Consider the following 16,971-nt stretch of genomic DNA (forward strand, 5'->3'; position numbering starts at 1 on the left):
GACACACGTGAGAAGCATGCCTGCACCGGACACCTTTGGGAGCTACTTGGTAGCGGTCGTCACCTACCTGACCGTGCTGGCGATACCCGGCGGCCTGGTGGGCTGGGCGGCCGGAGTGCGCGGCTGGGCGCTGGTCGGCCTCGCGCCGCTGGTCAGCTACGCCGTGACGGGTCTGGCCGGCCCGTGGCTGGCCGACGCCGGGCTCCCGTACAACGTCGGATCCGCCGCCCTGTGCACCGTGGGTCTGGCGGCCCTCATGTACGGCGTCCGGCGGCTGCTGATGGCCCGCGGCTGGCTGCGGCCGGGCGCGGAGGAGCCGCCGATCGAGTGGAGCAAACGGGCGCACTGGGCCGTGGCCGGGTGCCTGGTCGTGGCCGTGGGCCTGTCGATCGCCGTGGTGCTCTCGGCGCGCGGCGGCACGACGGCCGTCTTCCAGCGCTGGGACACCGTGTTCCACGCGAACGGCATCCGCTACATCGCCGACACCGGCGACGGCTCGCTCACCGGCATGGGCACCATCAACTGGTACCCCGACGGCTCTTTCTACCCGAACGCGTATCACCTGGTCGGCGCGCTGGTCTACCAGATCTCGGGCACGAGCGTCCCGGTCACGCTCAACGCCATCACCATGCCGGTCGCGGGTCTGTTCGCGCTGTCGATGGTGGCGCTGATCCGCCAGCTCGGCGGACGCGCGGTGTACGCGGGCTGCACGGCGCTGGTCGCGGCGGCTGCCACGACGGGTGCGTACGAGTCGGTGTCGAGCGGGCTGCTGCCGTACGCGCTGGGCATCGTGCTCACGCCGCTGGCCGTGGTGGCGCTGCAGCGGTTCCTGGTGCGCCCGGGCGTCGACACGGGCCTGATCCTGGCGCTGACGGCCGACGGGCTGCTCGCGGCGCACTCGAGCGCACTGTTCGGCGCGGTGCTGTTCGCGCTGCCGCTGGTGGTGCAGCGCTGGTACCGGTCGCTGCGGCGCAAGCGCGTGGACGGCGTGGCTCTCGAGACGCCGGCGTGGCGCGTGATCCTGGGCGACGTGCTGCGGATGCTGCCGGTCCTGGTGGTCAGCGCCGTGCTGGCGGCGCCGCAGATCCTGGGCGCGATCGGGTTCACCTCCGGCGCGTACCCGTACTACTCGTGGAACTCGAACCTGCCGATCCCGCTCGCGCTGAAGCTGCTCGTGACGTTCCAGCAGGTGCTCAGCCGGCCGCAGATCTGGCTGACGGTGCTGCTCACGCTGGGCACGCTCACGTTTTTCACACTGCGGCGGATGCGCTGGGTGCTGCTCTCGGCGATCGGGCTGTCGGGATTCTTCGTGCTGGTCACCTGCTACGGCTACCTGCCGTGGGTGGTGTCGCTGTCGCGGCCGTGGTGGAACGACCGGTACCGGCTGATGGCGCTGGCCGCGATCCCGCTGTGCCTGCTCGCGGGCCACGGCATGGCGGAGCTGCAGCGGTGGATCGCGCGCCTGGCCCGCAGCGGCTCGTGGGTGCGCTCGCGGCCGCAGGTGCTGGCGCGGCTCGGCCTGGTGACGGCCGTGGTCGTGGTGGCCGCGATGGCCGTGCTGACCGGCGGCTTCTACCGCAACGCGAACGCGACTGCCGTCTCGTACCTGTACTACAACGGGCCCGAAGGCGAGGTGACGCCGCCGGTGAGCGCCGACGAGATCGCCGCCATGGAGCACCTCGGCACGATGGGGATCCCCGCGCAGGAGAAGGTGCTCAACGACCGCATGGACGGCACCGCGTGGATGTACGCGATCGCCGGCGTGCACCCGGTGGCCGGCCACTACGACGGCGGCGGCCACGTCGATCCGGACGCCGTGTACCTGGCCTTGCACTTCCGCGACTACGACACCGACCCCCGCGTGCGCGACGCCGTGCGGCGGCTGGACGTGCACCACGTGCTGGTGGGCAGCGGCACGATCCGCAAGGACACGCCGATCGCGCCCGGGCTGCAGAGGCTGGACGGGCTCGATTTCCTGCGGGTCGACTACCGGAATCCCGGTGCGGTGATCTACACGATCGTGAAGTGATTTTGTGAGCCTCGTGGCCGCGGCTGCCCCGGCCGCGGCCACGAGGACCTCCCATTCCCCAGCACCCCCGGGGTGCTCACGGGTGAGAAGAGCGGCCCGGTGAAGGACCGTCTCCCCCTCTTCTCACCTGCTTGACGCCCGGGTCGGGAAATCGGTTTCCCGGCGGGGATGAAGTCACCTGAACGGCCTAGCTGTCCTTGAGCGTGGGCAGCACGTTCTCCACAACCTGCTCCAGCACTGACTCGTGGCCCTCGTACGGGCCGCTCGAACGCGGCCAGTGCGCGATGACGTCGGTGAAGCCCAGCTCGCGCGAGCGTTCGACGGCTTCGCGGAACGCGTCGACGCTGCTCAGCGAGAAGACCGGCGCCGCGTCGAGGCTCAGGTAGCGGTGCACGGAGTCGCGCTCGCGGCCGGCGGCGTCGAGACGCTCGTCGAACACGCGGCTGAGCTCGGCGATGCCCTGCCACCACTCGTCGGTGGTCGCGCCGCCGCGGCCGGTGGTGGCCCAGCCGGCGCCGAAGCGGGCGGCCAGCGTCATCGTGCGCGGTCCGTTGGCCGCGACGACGAACGGCAGCCGCGGGCGCTGCACGGTGCCGGGGAGGTTGCGGGCGCCGTGGGCCTGGTAGTACTCGCCCTCGAAGTCGAAGCGGTCGGTCATCAGCAGTCCGTCGAGCGACTCGACGAACTCCGTGAAGCGGTCGGCGCGCTGCTTCGGCGTGAAGTCGGGCGCGCCGAGCACCTGCACGTCGTAGTTCTTCGAGTCCACGCCCGCGCCGACGCCCAGCACGAACCGGCCGTCGGACACGTCGTCGAGGGTGATCAGCTCGCGCGCGAACGGCACCGGGTGCCGCGCCACGGGCGACGCGACGAACGTGCCCAGCCGGATGGTGGACGTGACCATGGCGGCGGCCGTGAGGGTGGGCACGGCCGAGAACCACGGGCCGTCGACCAGGGATCTCCAACCCAGGTGGTCGTAGGTCCACGCGTGGTCGAAGCCGTACTCCTCGGCGGCCCGCCACTTGGGCTCGGCCGCCCACCAACGATCTTCCGGAAGGATCACGATGCCTGCTCGCACGAGGGTGGACGGTATCGGCAACCACCGACATTCGCTCGAAAGGGCGGTGCCCGTGCCCGGTTCGGGGACAATGGGCCAGTGGAGAAACCCCGCTTGATCGCGTCCGACGTCGACGGCACCCTGCTCGGCCCCACCGAGGTCCTTTCCGCCCGCACCATCGAGGTCGTGCAACGGGTACGCGCCGACGGCGTCCCGTTCGTCCTGTGCACCGGCCGGCCGCCGCGGTGGATCCCGCCGATCGCGGGGCCGTTGGAGCTGACGGGGTACGCGGTTTGTGCGAACGGCGCGGTGCTGCTGGATATCGCTTCTTCGGAGGTGGTGGCGGTGCACGGGCTGCTTTCGCCTGTGCTGTTGAACGATCTGGCCTCGGCGCTGGACAAGGCGCTGCCGGGGTGCCGGCTGGCGACGGAGCGGATCGGCACGGATGTCCGGAGCTTCGTGATCGAGCCGGAGTACCGGAACCCGTGGGGCGACGGCGAGGGCCGGACGGCTCCGCGCGCCGAGGTACTGGGGCACTCGGCGATCAAGCTGCTGATCAGCCACCGGGGCCTGGGGTCGGAAGAAATGGCGAGGGCGGCGCGGGCGGTGCTGGATGGGGCGGTGGACATCACCTACTCGTCTTCGGGCGGGCTGATCGAGCTGTCGGCGCACGGGGTCACGAAGGCGACGGGGTTGGCGGATGTGGCTGAGCGGTTTTCGGTGCCGGCCGAGCGGGTGATCGCTTTCGGTGACATGCCGAACGACGTGGAGATGCTGCAGTGGGCCGGGCACGGGGTCGCGATGGCAAACGGTCACCGCGCAGTGCTGGACGTGGCGGACGAGGTGACGGGGCCGGCTGCGGAGGACGGGGTGGCGCAGGTTTTGGAGCGGTGGTTTTAGGCGGTCTTGCCACTCGGTGTGGGATCTCGGTGGGATCTTGCCGCTGGCTTCGGCACTTGCCTGTGGTGACGGCGACTTGCCACTGGGCGATCTGTCTTGCCAACGGGCAGGACGACTTGCCGCTCACCGGCGCACTTGCCATGGCACGGGCCTAGCCACTCGAGGCCTGGCTTGCCACTTCACCAGCTAGTTGCCGCTTGCCGCTCCTACTTGCCAATCGACATGGCGACTTGCCATCAAGTGGCGAGCTTGCCGATCGACGTGGCCGATTGCCGCCGACATGGAGTGCTTGCCGATCGACATGGCGACTTGCCAGCCGCAGTGGCAAGTCAGTCCCGGGTGGCGGGGCGGGCGTCCAAAGCTGCGGCGTCCTCCGGGGTGGGGGCGGTGCCGCCGAGGTGGGAGGGGAGCCACCAGCGTTCGGAGGGCGTGGGGGATTCCGGGTAGTCCGCCTGGGCGCGGTCGAGGAGCTCCGACAGGCGGGAGCGCAGTTCGGCGGTCCCCGCTTCGCAGTCGTCCGCGAGCCCCGGGTGCATCGGGGCGCCGAGCAGGATCGAGATGGGCACGTGGCGCCGCGTGAGGTCCTTCGGGTGTCCCTTCGTCCACAGGCGCTGCGTGCCCCACAGTGCCATCGGCACGATGGGAACCCCGGCCTCCGCGGCCATGCGCACGGCGCCCGTCTTCAAGGCCTTCACCGTGAACGACCGGCTGATCGTCGCTTCAGGAAACACGCCGACGACCTCCCCCGCACGCAGCCGCGCGACGGCCTCCTCATACGAAGCCTGGCCGGCAGACCTGTCGACGGGGATGTGGTGCATGCCCCGCATCAACGGTCCCGCCACGCGGTTCGCGAAGATCTCGTGCTTGGCCATGAACCGCACCAGCCGCTTGGCCGGCCGGGCGCCCAGGCCGCAATAAATGAAGTCCAGGTAGCTGACGTGCGTGCACGCGATCACCGCCCCGCCGCGCGCCGGCACGTGCTGCGCGCCCTCGATGCGGATGCGGTTGTCCAGCACCCGGAACATCGTCCGCGCGGCAACCAGCACGGGCGGGTACACGAAGTCAGCCATACCGCGAGGCTACGGGACCGTAGGTTTTTCGCGGCTACTCAAAGTGATCGTCGGCACGAAACCCGTCATTCGGGAACTTTCGCCACGGCCGGACAACAGCCGAGCACCACCGCCACCAGCGTGCAGAACAACGCGACAACCTGGTGCTTCACGTTCTCGATCCCGTCGCCCAACGCGGCCACGACGAACTGGCCCACCGCAGTCGTCAGGAGGAGCGCGAGGGCGACGCCCAGCGCAGCCCTCCGATGTCGCCACGCGCGCCAACCGACGAGGAGCCACACGGGCAGCAAGGCGAACAAGTCCAGGGGCGCCAGCAACCCCGTCAGGCCAGACCACAGTGGCACCCGGTACTCCTGCGCCGCCGGCGGCAAGCCGGCCGAAGCGTCGAAGGAGGCCAGGTACGGAGGGCGCGCCGTGAGCAGATCGCCGGCCGCGCGGTTCAAAATGCCCACGGTGCGGTCCGGGTGCGTGGCGAACCACTCCACGACGTTGCGCCGGCTCAAGCGGTCGCGGTACTGCGCGTACTGCGGATCCAACGTCACGGGATGCGGGTGCCACCAGCCATTGCCCGCGTACTGCGCAAAGGAAGCCGGCAGGCCGAGAGCCGCCAGATCCGCGGCCGTGTCGTGGTGGCCGTCGATGATGTTCAGGAACACCGTGTTCACCATGTTGATGTCGCGCGAGTCGTCGCCGGGTCGGGCAGACGCCGTGCCGTCGGGAGCGACAGCCGGGGCGACGGCCGTCTGAGCCCACCAGGTCCCGCCGGCCAGAGCGAGAACCACCAGAACCCCCGGTACCCAACGCGAACGCGTCACCAGCAGCACCGCGATGACCAGCAACGGCAAGACCATCAACGTCTGCACCTTGGCGTTCACCGCCATCAACCCGCCGACGACGGTCACCGCGGCGCCGACCCATAGCCACCGTCGTCCCATCAGCAGCAGGCCGCCGACGGCCAGCAAAATGCCGAGAAAAGCCGTCCCCTCGCCCAAAGTCGAAGAGAAATAGCCGAAAAACGCCGAATCCGCCACCACCAGTAGCAAACCGACGGCCACGGGCAAGCGCACCCGCGGCCCGTACGGCAACCCGGCCACCACCACGGCCACCGCTGCCGCGGCGACAACCGAAGAAATCACGCCGAGCGCGACCAGGCTCAGCTCCGACCGCGACCCGAACCCGACCGCCAGCCGGGCGAGCCAGCTCTGGCTCAGCTGGTACGTCGGGTCGCAGCCGCCGGGTGTGGCCTCGTACACCAGGTGGACGTACTGCTCCGGCTTGCTGGTCCACGTGATGCCGGCACCGCACAGGACGCGGAATCCGTCGCCGTTGTCGGACATGGACACGGGGCGCGGCACGAGAAAGCGCACCAGCAACACGGCCAGGGACACGCCGAAGACCCCGAACCCGAAGGCCGTGGACCGGCGCGCCACCGTCATCCCGGGCACGATACGTACTGGAAGTCCGGCGCTCGATCGAGGTAGTCGATGAGCAGGCTGGCCTCGTCTGCGCGCGGGTACACGGAGATCCAGAACGGCGTGCCGGTGCGGCGGAACGTCGCGACGCGGTACCAGGCGCGGGTGTCGGCGGCGCAGTGCTGGGTCTTGGCGTAGCCGGATTCCTCGGGGACGGCCACCGTTGCGCGCATCAGGTTGGTGCCCACCAGCAGCCGCGAGCCCGCGCGGCTGGCGATGGCACCCGGCGCGCCGGCGCTCACCACGGAGCCGGGCGGCAGGTACGAAGCGAGCCAGTCGCCGACTTCCGCGAGCTGCGCGCTGTCGGTGTGCCACGCCCGCACGCTCTTGAGCACGTCCGGGCTCACCACCGACACGAGCACCGCGAACCCGGTCAGCACGGCCGCCACCACCGGCACCAGATGCGACACCGTGCGCGGCTTCGGTGACGGGTTCGCGGCCGTCAGCACGCCGTACGCGCCCACCGAAGCCACGGCCAACAACGGCGGCACAGGCACGAGCAGCCGCCACGACGGGCCGGTGTCGCCGTCGAGCACGACCACGAAAACCGTGAAGCACAAGGCCAACGCGAACAGCAGCCACAGCGCCGCGCGCGGTTCGGCCGCGCGTTCGGGCGTGCGCAGTGCGAGCAACCCCACCACAGCGGCAACGGCAAGCACCAGGAAACCCAGGTGTGCCAGTGAAAATCCCGCGAGGTAGCGCCAGTCGGGGCCGAGGACGCGCACGGCGGAGTCGGGCAGGAAGTGGTGGTAGTACGTGGCGCGCCAGGCCGTCCACGGCACGAGGAACACCAGCGCGCCCAGCACGTAACCCGCCGGCGTCCACCAGTCGTGCCGGCCGCGCGCGGCGGCGAGCGCCAGCCACAGCCCCGCGGCGACGACGAGCGCCAGACCTTCCGGCCGGGTCATCACCGCGCCGGCCACGAGAACCCCCGCCACCACGGACCGGCGTGCGACCAGCGCGTAGGCCACGGCCAGCACCAGCAGCACGAACATCGGCAGCTCGGTGCCCGACGGCCCGTACACGGCGAGGCCGCTCGCGCCGGCCGTCAGCACGGCCGCCGCGACACCGATCGCGGGCTGCGGTTCCGCGCCTTCCGGCAGCGCGAGGCGCACGATGCGATTGGTGAGGAAGTACGCGAGAAGAACGCACCCCAACACCGCGACAACACCCAGTACAACGGCCGATGTCGGGATATCCGCGCCGAATGCCGCGCGCGGCAACGCGATCACCACGAGCCACAGGAAATTCGCGTAACCCTCGGTCCGGTCACCGGGATTGAACACGGGCCCGTTGCCGTCGGCGATGTTCTGCGCATAACGGAAGGTGACGAGTGCGTCTTCGGTCACGGTGGCGAACAACAGCTGGTGCACCAGCGAAAACGCGAGCACGAGCACCACCACGAACGCCCGCCACCCGGCGTCGGTGGCGATCCGGCGCCAGGTCGCGACGACGAGCGCGCCGAGCACCAGCCAGCCCCCCACGACCGCGTAGACCACGCGACCCCCTGCCTCCAGCCCCCGACCGGTCCCCACCGGCCGCCACCCCGACGCCACCCGCTGTCACGGTGAATCCCCGCGACGAAACCTCACTTTCGGGTGAGCAATTGGCCGGAATACACAGCGTTGTCTTGCGGTTCCGGCCGTCACTTCACACCGGTCCAGTCAATCGCTTCCCTACGCTTCTCGGACATAAGCCGTTCGGGTGTATATCGGGCCAGCTAATCTGTGACTCCGATTCCGATCCGCGACCCGGAGGTACCGAGCGGATCCGTCACAGCCGAGGAAGTCTGTTGCCGAGCGAACCCACGCTGCTGTCCGATGTGGCGAGTCTCGCCGTCCTGCTGCTCGTGGTCGGTCTGCCCGGGGTGCTCACCGGCCTGGCCGCGGGCCTGCGTGGCTGGGTGCTCGCCGGGCTCACGCCGCTGCTGAGCTACGCGATCGGCGGTCTCGCGGGGCCGTGGACCGCGGCGATGGGGCTTCCGTTCAACACGCTCACGTTCTGCGTGACCACTGTGGTCTTCGTGGCTGTCGCGTTCGGACTGAGGCGGCTGACGGTGCGGCGCCGGCCGCCGGTGGCGGAACCGCGGGTGTGGTCCGCGCGCGGGCAGTGGGGCGTGATCGGGTGCCTGCTGCTGGCGACGGGGCTCGGGTTCTACGCCGCCGTGCGCGGCATGGGACACCTCGGCGCGATGGCGCAGGGCGGTGACGCGCCGTACGCGGCCAACGGCGTCCGCTACATCGCGACCACCGGCGACGGCAGCCTGTTCGGCATGGGCACACTCAACTGGTACGGCGACGCCCACCCGCCCTTCTACCCCAACGCGTACCACCTGCTCGCCGCGATCCAGTACTCGCTGACCGGTGAGTCGTCGATCCCGCTGACGCTCGACGTGAACACCGTCGTGCTGCCGGGTCTGCTGGCGCTGTCGCTGGTCGTGCTGGTGCGCGAGTTCCGCGGCCGCGCGGTGCTGGCCGGCGCGGTGGCGCTCGTGTCGGCGGCACCGGTGATGAGCACGTACGAGTCGATGAACCGCGGGCCGCTGTTCCCGTTCCTGCTGGGGCTCGCTTTGACGCCGCTCGCGGCCGTGGTGCTGCGGCGCTACCTGGAGCGCGTGGCGCCCGACACCGGGTTCCTGCTGGTCGCGGCCGCGGTCGGGCTGCTGTGCATCCACTCGTCGACGCTGTTCGGCGCGATCCTGTTCGCCGGGCCGCTGCTGCTGCAACGCTGGTTCTCCCCGGGCCGGCGCTGGCACCGCTTCGGCCACGACCTGCTCGCGCTGCTGCCGATCGCGGTGGCGTCGGTGCTGGTGGCGTGGCTGCAGCTGTTCGGCGCGCTCGGCCTGGCCAACGGCAGCCTGCCGTACTTGGGCTGGCCGAGCGAGTACCGCGCGAGTACCGCGATCGGCGCGTTGCTGGGCTTCCAGCACTGGGAACCGCATCCGCAGCTGTGGCTTTCCGCGGCGTTGCTGATGGGCTTCATCTTCTTCCGGCGGCTCGGCGACCTGCGGTGGATCGGCGTGACGGCGCTGATCACCGGTCTCGCGTACGCCGCCGTGTCGTCGTCGAACTTGCCGCTGGTGATGGCGTTTTCGCGACCGTGGTGGGACGACCCGTACCGTTTCGTTTCGATGGCGATCGTGCCGCTGTCGTTCATCGCGGGCCACGGCGTGGCGTCAGTGCAGCAGTGGCTCGGCGAGCACCTGCCGCCGCGCGTGCCGTCGGTGATCCTGGCGGTGCTCGTACTGCTGGGCTTCGTGGGCGCGACGAAGGGCCTGTACGCGTTATCGAACAGCGACCGCGTCGCCTCCGGCTACCGCTCCGCGAACCCCCGCGACCAGAACATCACGCCCGGCGAGGAAGCCGCGATGGTCCAGCTCGGCCACCTCGCGGCCCCCGGCGAGTGGGCGATGAACGACCGCCTCGACGGCACGGTCTGGACGTATGCCCTCACGGGCGTCCGCACCGTCGCCGCCCACGACGACGGAACATCTCCCCCTTCGGACGCGCTGTACCTGGCGTGGAACTTCCGCGAGTACGAGACGGACCCGGCGGTGCGCTCGGCAGTCCAGCGGCTGAACATCCACTGGGTGATCCAGGGCCGGCCGATGGCGCCGCCGAACCCGCCGTACGCGTCGCCGGGGCTGGTAGGGCTGGCCGGGTTGCCGTTCTTGGAGCAGGTGTACCGGAACTCGGACGCGGTGATTTACCGGTTGAAGGGCTGAGGCGGCGGGTTTTTCAGCCGGCTGAGGTCCGGACCGCAGCCGGCCGGCGACCAGCCGCGTCAGGCGGCGGCGACCGTGCGGCGGTTCGTGGCCCAGGCCGCGCTCGCGGCGAAGCCCGCCGTGAGGAGGTCGGCGACCGTGAACATGACGCGCGAGGCCACGGCGAAGGCGGTGGCCTGGCCGACGGTGAGGCCGCTGGCCGTGAGGACGGCGACCTGGGCCACCTCGCGGACGCCGATGCCGCTGGGCAGGATGAAGGCGAAGGTGCCCACGGTCATCGCGACGGCCATGGCGCCGACGCAGAGCACGAAACCGTTGAAGCCCGGCGCGCCGACGGAGTTGGCGAGCAGCCAGAGGTGCACGCCCTGCAAGACCCAGGCCAGCGTCGACGCGCCGAAGGTCTTGAGGACCACAGCCCAGCTCAGGGGGCGTTCGAGGGGCGGGCGGCGCAAAATTTTCAGCACCAGCGAAGTGCCCCACGTCAGCACCCGCGGGTGAAGCAGCGCCAGGCCGACCGGGATGAGCACGAACAGCCACATCGCGCGCGGGCTGTTGCTGAACACCGCCGGCGCGGCCAGCAGCGACACGACCAGCGCCGACACGACGCCGACGCCCAGCTGGATCAGCGAACCGGTGAAAATTCGGGCCCGCGCGAGGCCTGCTTTTCGCCCGAGCTCCATCTGCAGCAGGTACGCCCACACGGAACCCGGCACGTACTTGCCGAGCGAGCCGACCAGGCAGATCTGCGCGCCACGGATGTAGCCGATGGGTTTGCCGAGGTCGTCGACCAGGACTTGCCAGCCCCAGGTCGACACCATGATCGCCAGCACCAGCGCGGCCAGGCTGAGCACCGACGACTGCCAGGCCACATCGGACAGCGTGTGCCAGAACTCGGTCCAGTTGTCGGTGAGCGCCTTGGCCGCGAAGACGACCACGAGCACGATGGCAATCCACCGCACCGCGTCGAGGATCTTCGCCTTGGTGGACTTCTTCGGCTGCGCAGGAGCCGGAGAGTCCTCCTCAGGCGTTCGAACGGTCGTCACTGACCAGTCTCCTCACAACGCAACACAGACGCATCACCGCTGGTCAGGTCTGCACCGTGACCAGACGGCTGAACTCGGCAAGCAGATCGTAACCGTCCCAGACGCCCGCGAACGTCAACGCCGACCCGAACGGAACCACCCGATCGACACCGCGCCCGGCCAGTTCCGTCACGAACTCCAGCAGCTCGTCGCGGGTAAATCCGAACTGGGCAACGGTCTGGTCCTTTCGCAGGACCAGCGGCACGAGTTCACCCAAGGAGGCGAGGTGCGCGTTGGCGAAAGTGCCGGCGCCGAGCCACTCGCGCGGCATCACGGTGGCGTCGGTGAGCTCCAGCGTCGCCAGGGAATTTCCGTCGAAAGAGATCGCCGACACGAGCCCGTCGACTGCCGCGCCGTAGGCCGACACGCGCTTCTGCACGGCCATCGCCGGCTCGGTCACGTGCTGCTTGGCCTCGAGCACCGACGCCAGCAGCGCCCGGAACTCTTCGCCCGCCACGCGCGCACCGTCGGCGTCGCCGACCCAGAACACCGCCCGCGGCGACGAGCACGCGGCCTGGTCGAACCAGTACGAGTCGTTGTAGAAGCCCTCGGCCGCGGCCCGCCGCTGCTCCGGCGTGGCCTCCTGCCAGCCGCGCACCGACGCGACGGCGAACGACGAGCGGTCCGGGAACGTGAGGTCGCGCGCGTGCGGCGCCAGCGGGTACTTGCGCAGGGCGGCGACGGAACCGTCGCCGCCCCAGATCACGCGCAGGTCGGCGGCCAGTGACAGTGCGCCGCTGATCTCGTCGCTGCGGTCGTAGGTGACCATGCGCTGGGTCGCGCGGATGGTCGCCGCGGTCTCCGGCGACACGTCGTCCAGCGCCGCGTTCAACGCCTCCAGCACGGCCTCCGCCGCCCCCGCCGAGCGGGACGACACGCGCACGACGTTCGGGTTGCCCGCCAGCGCCGAAAGGGCCCACGAGTACACGAAGATCGTGTCGACGTTGGCCGGCGGCACGTGGAACACAAGACCGCGCGGGAACCGCAGCGAGTCGCCGGAAGTTTCCAAAGTGGACAGTGCTTTCGCGAGCTCTCCCTTGCGCAGGAAGAAACCCAGCGAGGCCAGCTCCGGGTAACGCCGCGCGAGGGCGGGCGCGAGGAGCTTGCGGGCGAACTTCGTGACGAACTCGACCACGCGCGGGTCGCCGACGGTCAGCCGGCCACCCGGCGGTTCGGCGCGCACCTCGGCCAGCAGCGAACCAACCTCGACCGGCTCCGCGACAGGGAACCGCTGCTCCAGATACGTCATGCGGCCGCCCCCGAGAACGTGTCCGAACAACCCCGCGCCTCGGCCTTCGGCAGCCGCCCCAGCACCGAGAAGTGCTTGCCGGGCCAGTCACCGTCGTCGATGCCGTTGTACACACCGAGGTCCTCGGTCAGCAGCACGTGCCCCGGGTACGAGCGCGGCAGCGTCGAGACGACCTCGATCACACCCGGCTTGCCCACCGGCTGCTCGCGCCACGTCTCCGGGTCACGGATCACGACGTCGGCGAAATCCGGGCAGTAGAGGGAGTTCCCCGACGGTCCTTCGAGGAACACGGTGCCGATCTGCTCGATCATCCCGTAGTAGTTGTGGATCCGCGCGAGGCCGGTGTCCTCTTTGAACCGACGGCGGAACTCGGTGTTGTCCACGGCGCGGTCGATCAGCTTCTTCCAGCCACCGGAGTGGATCAGGATGCCGTTGGAGAGATCAAGCCCGTGGTCGCGCGCCACCTCGTACAGGTAGAGCCACACCATGAACGTGAACCCGAAGATCAGGAACGGCTTGTCCCCGTACTCGGCGAGGAACTTCTTCACGGCCTCGACATCGGGCTGGTCGTTCTCGTCGAGCACGTACGTGTGCTTGCGGCCGAAGTTGGCCATGCCCAGCACGCCGGCGCCGCGAGCGGAGAACGAGCGGCGGTTCTTGATGATGCCGATGGTGTCGACCATCAGCATCGGGAGCCGCTCGCCGCCGAGGACTTCCTGCAGCGTCGCGCCGAGCTGCTTGGTCTGCGCGCCCGCCGCGTCCTTGTCCAGATAGATGCGCGACGCGCCGGCGCCGGTGGTGCCCGAAGACGTGAGCGTCTTGAACACCTCGGCGTCGGGGATGGACTTGAGGTCGTGAGTCTTGAACATGCGCACCGGCAGCCACGGCAGGTCCGCGATCGTGGCGAACGGCGCGTTCGGCGCGATTCCGAGCGACGTCAGGATCCGGTCGTAACCCTCGGAGCTCGCACGGTGGTGCGCGGTCAGCTCCGCGAGCTCGGGAAGCAGCTGCGCCTCCCGCTCGGCCTGCGAGCGCGTGAACACACTCATACCCGTCCTTCCAACGACCGGTAGTCGATCTTCCCGCTGGCCAGCAGCGGCACCGTGTCGATCGGCCGCACGTCGAACCCGCTGGTGTGCAGGTGCAGCCGCTCCGACAACGCGCGCGACGCGTCCTTGCAGATCGCCTTGGCGCCGTCGCCCTCGGGCAGCTCGGCCCACAGCACGACCTTGTCGCCCGCCGGCACGGCCGCCACCACGTCGATGCCCACCGCGGCCTGGCGCACGGCGTGCTCCAAGTCGTCGAGGCTCACGCGGTTGCCGAACACCTTGCCGATGCGCTTGAGCCGCCCGGTGATGAACAGGTACCCCTCTTCGTCGAGGTACCCGAGGTCACCAGTGGCGAGCTGCCCGCCGCACTCGTCGCCCGCGGCCAGGCCGGCCTCGTCGTCGGCGTAGCCCATCATCACGTTGGGTCCACGGTAAACGACCTCACCGACGATCTTGGGGTGCTTGGTCTCGATCCCGTCGTCGCGGCGGACGGAGAACGCGCCGCCGGGCAGCGCGGGGCCGGCGGAGCCGATCTTGTCGGCGAGGCGCTCGGCGGGCACGGTGGTCATGCGCGGCGAGGCCTCGGTCTGGCCGTACATCACGTACATCCGGCCGCCGACCGCGCGCATCTTGTCGTTGAACTCGACCACGAGCTCGTCGCGCAGCTTGCCGCCGGCCTGCGTGAGCGTGCGCAGCGTCGGGTACTTCGCGGGGTCGAACTTGAGGCGCCGCAACATTTCGTAGTGGTACGGCACGCCGGACAGCGACGTGATGCCGTATTCGTTCACCGCGTCCCAGAATCCGCGGCCGAGCACGCCCGACGCTTCGATCACCACGGTCGCGCCACGCACGAGGTGCGAATTCAGCACTGAAAGGCCGTAGCTGTAGTGCAACGGCAGGCAGGTGGGGGCGATCTCGTCGGCGTCGACGCTCAGCACTTCGGCGATCGCCTCGGCGTTGGCGAGCAAACCGGTGCGCGAGAGCCGAACGAGCTTGGGGTTGCCGGTGGAACCACTCGTCGGCAGCAGCACGGCGAGGTCGGGGTGCGGCTTCACGCCGTCGGCCGACTCGCGTACCCAGTTCTCGCCGGACGCCGTGTAGCCCTCGGGCGCCGGGGCGTCCGGCGCGGCCAGCACGGCGGCGGGCCGGAACCGCGTGATCAGGCCCGCGAGCACGTCGGCGTCGAGCGCCGGGTCGATCAGCGCCACCGCGCGGTGGGCCTCGACGGCGCCGAGGTACCGCAGCACGCTCACCAGGTCGACGGACATCCGCGCGAACAGCACACCTGCCGGCAGCTCGTCGAGCGCGGCCGCGACGCGCGCGACCTCCGCGTCCAGCTCGTCGCCCGCCAGCGTGCGGCCCCCGGCCGCGTCGACCAGCCGGGCACCCGCACCCCACAGCGTCACAGCACCAAGCCTCCGTCGATCCCCAGCACCTGTCCGGTGATGAACGCGGCGTCGTCGCTCACCAGGAACCGGATCGCCTTCGCCACGTCCTCGGCGGTCCCGAGCCGGCCCAGCGGTGTCTTCGCGACGTTGTCCGCCTTCGCGTCCTCGGACAGCCCCGAGGTGAGGTCCGTCTCGATCACGCCGGGCGCCACCGCGTTCACGCGGATGCCCGAGCGGCCGAGCTCCTTCGCGGCCGAGCGCGCGATGTTGGCCACCGCCGCCTTCGACGCCGCGTACACGGTCTGACCTGCGCTTCCGTACTGGCCCACCACGGAGGCGAGCACCACGATCGCGCCGGATTTTTTACGCATCATCGCCCGCGCCGCGGCCTGCACGGTGTGCAGCGTGCCGGCGACGTTGGTGGCCAGCGTGGTGTCGACGAGCTCCTCGCGGATCATGCCGAGGAGCGCGTCCTCCATGATCCCGGCGTTGGCGACCACGACGTCGAGCCTGCCGTGCTCCTTCGCGACCCCGCGGACGACCGTCGACACGGCCTTGGCGTCGGTGACGTCGAGCGCGAGACCGGCGGCGGCACCGGCGGCTTCCGCGGCTGCCTTCGCGCGGGCCTCGTCGCGGCCGGTCAGGACCACCGTGGCGCCGGCCTCGACCAGGGCGCGCGCGGTGGCCAGGCCGATCCCGCGCGTACCGCCGGTCACCAGCGCGACGCGCCCGGTGAGATCAGTCATTCTTCGACTTCAGCTCGGTCACCATGTCCACGGCGACCTTGAAGCTCGACATGTCGATGACCTGGTCGGTGTCGAACTCGACGTCGAACTCGTCCTCGATGGCCGCGACCAGTGCCATGTGGCCGACCGAGTCCCACGCCTCGATGTCGCGGTACTTCAGGTTCTCGACGTCCACATCACCGTCGAGGTCGAGCGCCTCTACGAAGACCTCGCGCAGCTTGGGGGCGACTTCCGACATTTCAACGCTCCTAGTGCTCGTCGCGCGGGCGGGCGTCCCACGCTTTGACCAAGGTAGAGAGGTCGCCGGGCAGACGGTCGGCCAGCCCATCCTCCGGGAGGCCCTCCTTGCCCTTCAGCCACGGCCCCAGTGCCTCGATCGTGGCCTCGTCCAGACCTCGGCGGGACAGGCCCACGACGTTCACGCCGGTGACGCGCGCCGGGTTGCCCACGGCGATCGTGAACGCGCCCACCTCGCGCCGCACGGCCGAGGCCATGCCGACCATCGCGCCGGGACCGACCACCACCTTCTGGTGCAGGATCGCGCCCATGCCGAGGTTGGCGCCGTCCCAGATGTGGCAGTGGCCGCCGGTGAGCACGTTGGACGCGATGGTGACGCCGGAGCCGACCAGGCAGTCGTGGGCGATGTGGGAGCCGCGCAGGTAGTAACCGTCGCTGCCGAGCGTGGTGGTGCGCCAGGTGCCCTGGTGGACGGTCGCGTACTCGCGGATGCGGTTGCGGCTGCCGATCACCACGCCGTGACCGTCGGCGGCCGCGTCGCCGGTCGGGGCGGTGTCCCACCCAGCGGGGTGTTCACGGCCACGGTCCTCGCCCGGCGTGCCGATGGTCACGTGCGGGCCGATCCAGTTGCCGTCGCCGATCCTGGTCGGGCCGACGATCACCGTGTACGGTCCGATCACGTTGTCGTCGCCGAGCTCGACGCCTTCGCCGATGATCGCGGTGGGGTGGATTCGGTTGGTCCCTGGCCTCGCGGCCTGAGCGTCAGACACAGCGGTGATCCGTTCCGTTTCCGTTTCGTACGCTGCCGCTGTCGGGTCCGAGCGGCCTGGGGTCTGGGGCAGGCGGCGGCGCCCGGTAACGTGTGGCCCGCGTTCACGCAAGGCGCGGCCGGGCGCAGAACCGGCGGCTCTCCGGCCTCGCGGCCTGAGCGCACTGCACTGTACCGGACGCATCGAAATCGCCTGCCGAGA

14 protein-coding genes are annotated in these 16,971 nt (G+C 70.2%); 3 read left to right on the plus strand and 11 right to left on the minus strand.

Annotated features, from left to right (window positions below; all coding sequences use genetic code 11):
- Positions 1 to 16 precede the first annotated feature (16 nt).
- A complete protein-coding gene (locus ABZU76_RS42600) occupies positions 17 to 2,029 on the plus strand; it encodes a DUF6541 family protein (protein ID WP_354881322.1) in 2,013 nt (670 codons plus the stop codon).
- Positions 2,030 to 2,216: 187 nt separating this feature from the next.
- Here ABZU76_RS42600 and ABZU76_RS42605 read toward each other — a convergent pair whose 3' ends face one another.
- Positions 2,217 to 3,104, minus strand: coding sequence for an LLM class flavin-dependent oxidoreductase (locus ABZU76_RS42605; protein WP_354881325.1), 888 nt, complete (start codon positions 3,102 to 3,104; stop codon positions 2,217 to 2,219).
- 93 nt (positions 3,105 to 3,197) lie between these two features.
- Between ABZU76_RS42605 and ABZU76_RS42610 the strand changes: the two genes are divergently transcribed.
- Positions 3,198 to 3,983, plus strand: coding sequence for an HAD family hydrolase (locus tag ABZU76_RS42610; RefSeq protein ID WP_354881435.1), 786 nt, complete (start codon positions 3,198 to 3,200; stop codon positions 3,981 to 3,983).
- Positions 3,984 to 4,312: 329 nt separating this feature from the next.
- Here the strand turns inward: ABZU76_RS42610 and ABZU76_RS42615 are convergent, their stop codons facing one another.
- The 3 genes from ABZU76_RS42615 to ABZU76_RS42625 form a co-directional block, all read right to left on the minus strand.
- Complete coding sequence (locus ABZU76_RS42615; protein ID WP_354881328.1) at positions 4,313 to 5,053, minus strand: lysophospholipid acyltransferase family protein; 741 nt, start codon at positions 5,051 to 5,053, stop codon at positions 4,313 to 4,315.
- A gap of 65 nt (positions 5,054 to 5,118) precedes the next feature.
- Positions 5,119 to 6,489 (minus strand): hypothetical protein, encoded by a 1,371-nt coding sequence (locus tag ABZU76_RS42620; protein ID WP_354881331.1) that lies wholly within the window; start codon positions 6,487 to 6,489, stop codon positions 5,119 to 5,121.
- Positions 6,486 to 8,024, minus strand: coding sequence for a hypothetical protein (locus ABZU76_RS42625; protein WP_354881438.1), 1,539 nt, complete (start codon positions 8,022 to 8,024; stop codon positions 6,486 to 6,488). The genes ABZU76_RS42620 and ABZU76_RS42625 overlap by 4 nt, the downstream gene beginning before the upstream one ends.
- 293 nt (positions 8,025 to 8,317) lie before the next feature.
- On the opposite strand from ABZU76_RS42625, the gene ABZU76_RS42630 reads away from it, so the two are divergent.
- A complete protein-coding gene (locus ABZU76_RS42630) occupies positions 8,318 to 10,249 on the plus strand; it encodes a DUF6541 family protein (protein ID WP_354881334.1) in 1,932 nt (643 codons plus the stop codon).
- Between the two features lie 59 nt (positions 10,250 to 10,308).
- Here ABZU76_RS42630 and ABZU76_RS42635 read toward each other — a convergent pair whose 3' ends face one another.
- From ABZU76_RS42635 to ABZU76_RS42665, 7 genes are read right to left on the minus strand one after another with little or no spacing between them, the layout of a single operon-like run.
- Positions 10,309 to 11,292 carry a lysylphosphatidylglycerol synthase transmembrane domain-containing protein gene (locus tag ABZU76_RS42635; RefSeq protein ID WP_354881337.1) on the minus strand — a complete coding sequence of 328 codons (984 nt, stop codon included), beginning with the start codon at positions 11,290 to 11,292 and terminating at the stop codon, positions 10,309 to 10,311.
- 43 nt (positions 11,293 to 11,335) lie between these two features.
- The gene (locus ABZU76_RS42640) at positions 11,336 to 12,580 is read right to left on the minus strand and encodes an acyl-CoA reductase (RefSeq protein ID WP_354881340.1); all 1,245 of its coding nucleotides are present in this window, start codon (positions 12,578 to 12,580) and stop codon (positions 11,336 to 11,338) included.
- Entirely contained in the window at positions 12,577 to 13,629 is a 1,053-nt protein-coding gene (locus ABZU76_RS42645) for an acyl-protein synthetase (protein ID WP_354881343.1), read from the minus strand. The genes ABZU76_RS42640 and ABZU76_RS42645 overlap by 4 nt, the downstream gene beginning before the upstream one ends.
- Positions 13,626 to 15,035 (minus strand): AMP-binding protein, encoded by a 1,410-nt coding sequence (locus ABZU76_RS42650; protein ID WP_354881346.1) that lies wholly within the window; start codon positions 15,033 to 15,035, stop codon positions 13,626 to 13,628. Before ABZU76_RS42650 ends, ABZU76_RS42645 begins: the two co-directional genes overlap by 4 nt.
- A complete protein-coding gene (locus ABZU76_RS42655; RefSeq protein ID WP_354881349.1) occupies positions 15,032 to 15,763 on the minus strand; it encodes a glucose 1-dehydrogenase in 732 nt (243 codons plus the stop codon). Before ABZU76_RS42655 ends, ABZU76_RS42650 begins: the two co-directional genes overlap by 4 nt.
- Positions 15,756 to 16,001, minus strand: coding sequence for an acyl carrier protein (locus ABZU76_RS42660; protein ID WP_354881352.1), 246 nt, complete (start codon positions 15,999 to 16,001; stop codon positions 15,756 to 15,758). The genes ABZU76_RS42655 and ABZU76_RS42660 overlap by 8 nt, the downstream gene beginning before the upstream one ends.
- 10 nt (positions 16,002 to 16,011) lie before the next feature.
- A complete protein-coding gene (locus ABZU76_RS42665) occupies positions 16,012 to 16,770 on the minus strand; it encodes a UDP-N-acetylglucosamine acyltransferase (protein ID WP_354881355.1) in 759 nt (252 codons plus the stop codon).
- Between the last annotated feature and the right edge of the window lie 201 nt (positions 16,771 to 16,971).

This window comes from Amycolatopsis sp. NPDC005232, from assembly GCF_040607795.1.
GTDB lineage: Bacteria > Actinomycetota > Actinomycetes > Mycobacteriales > Pseudonocardiaceae > Amycolatopsis.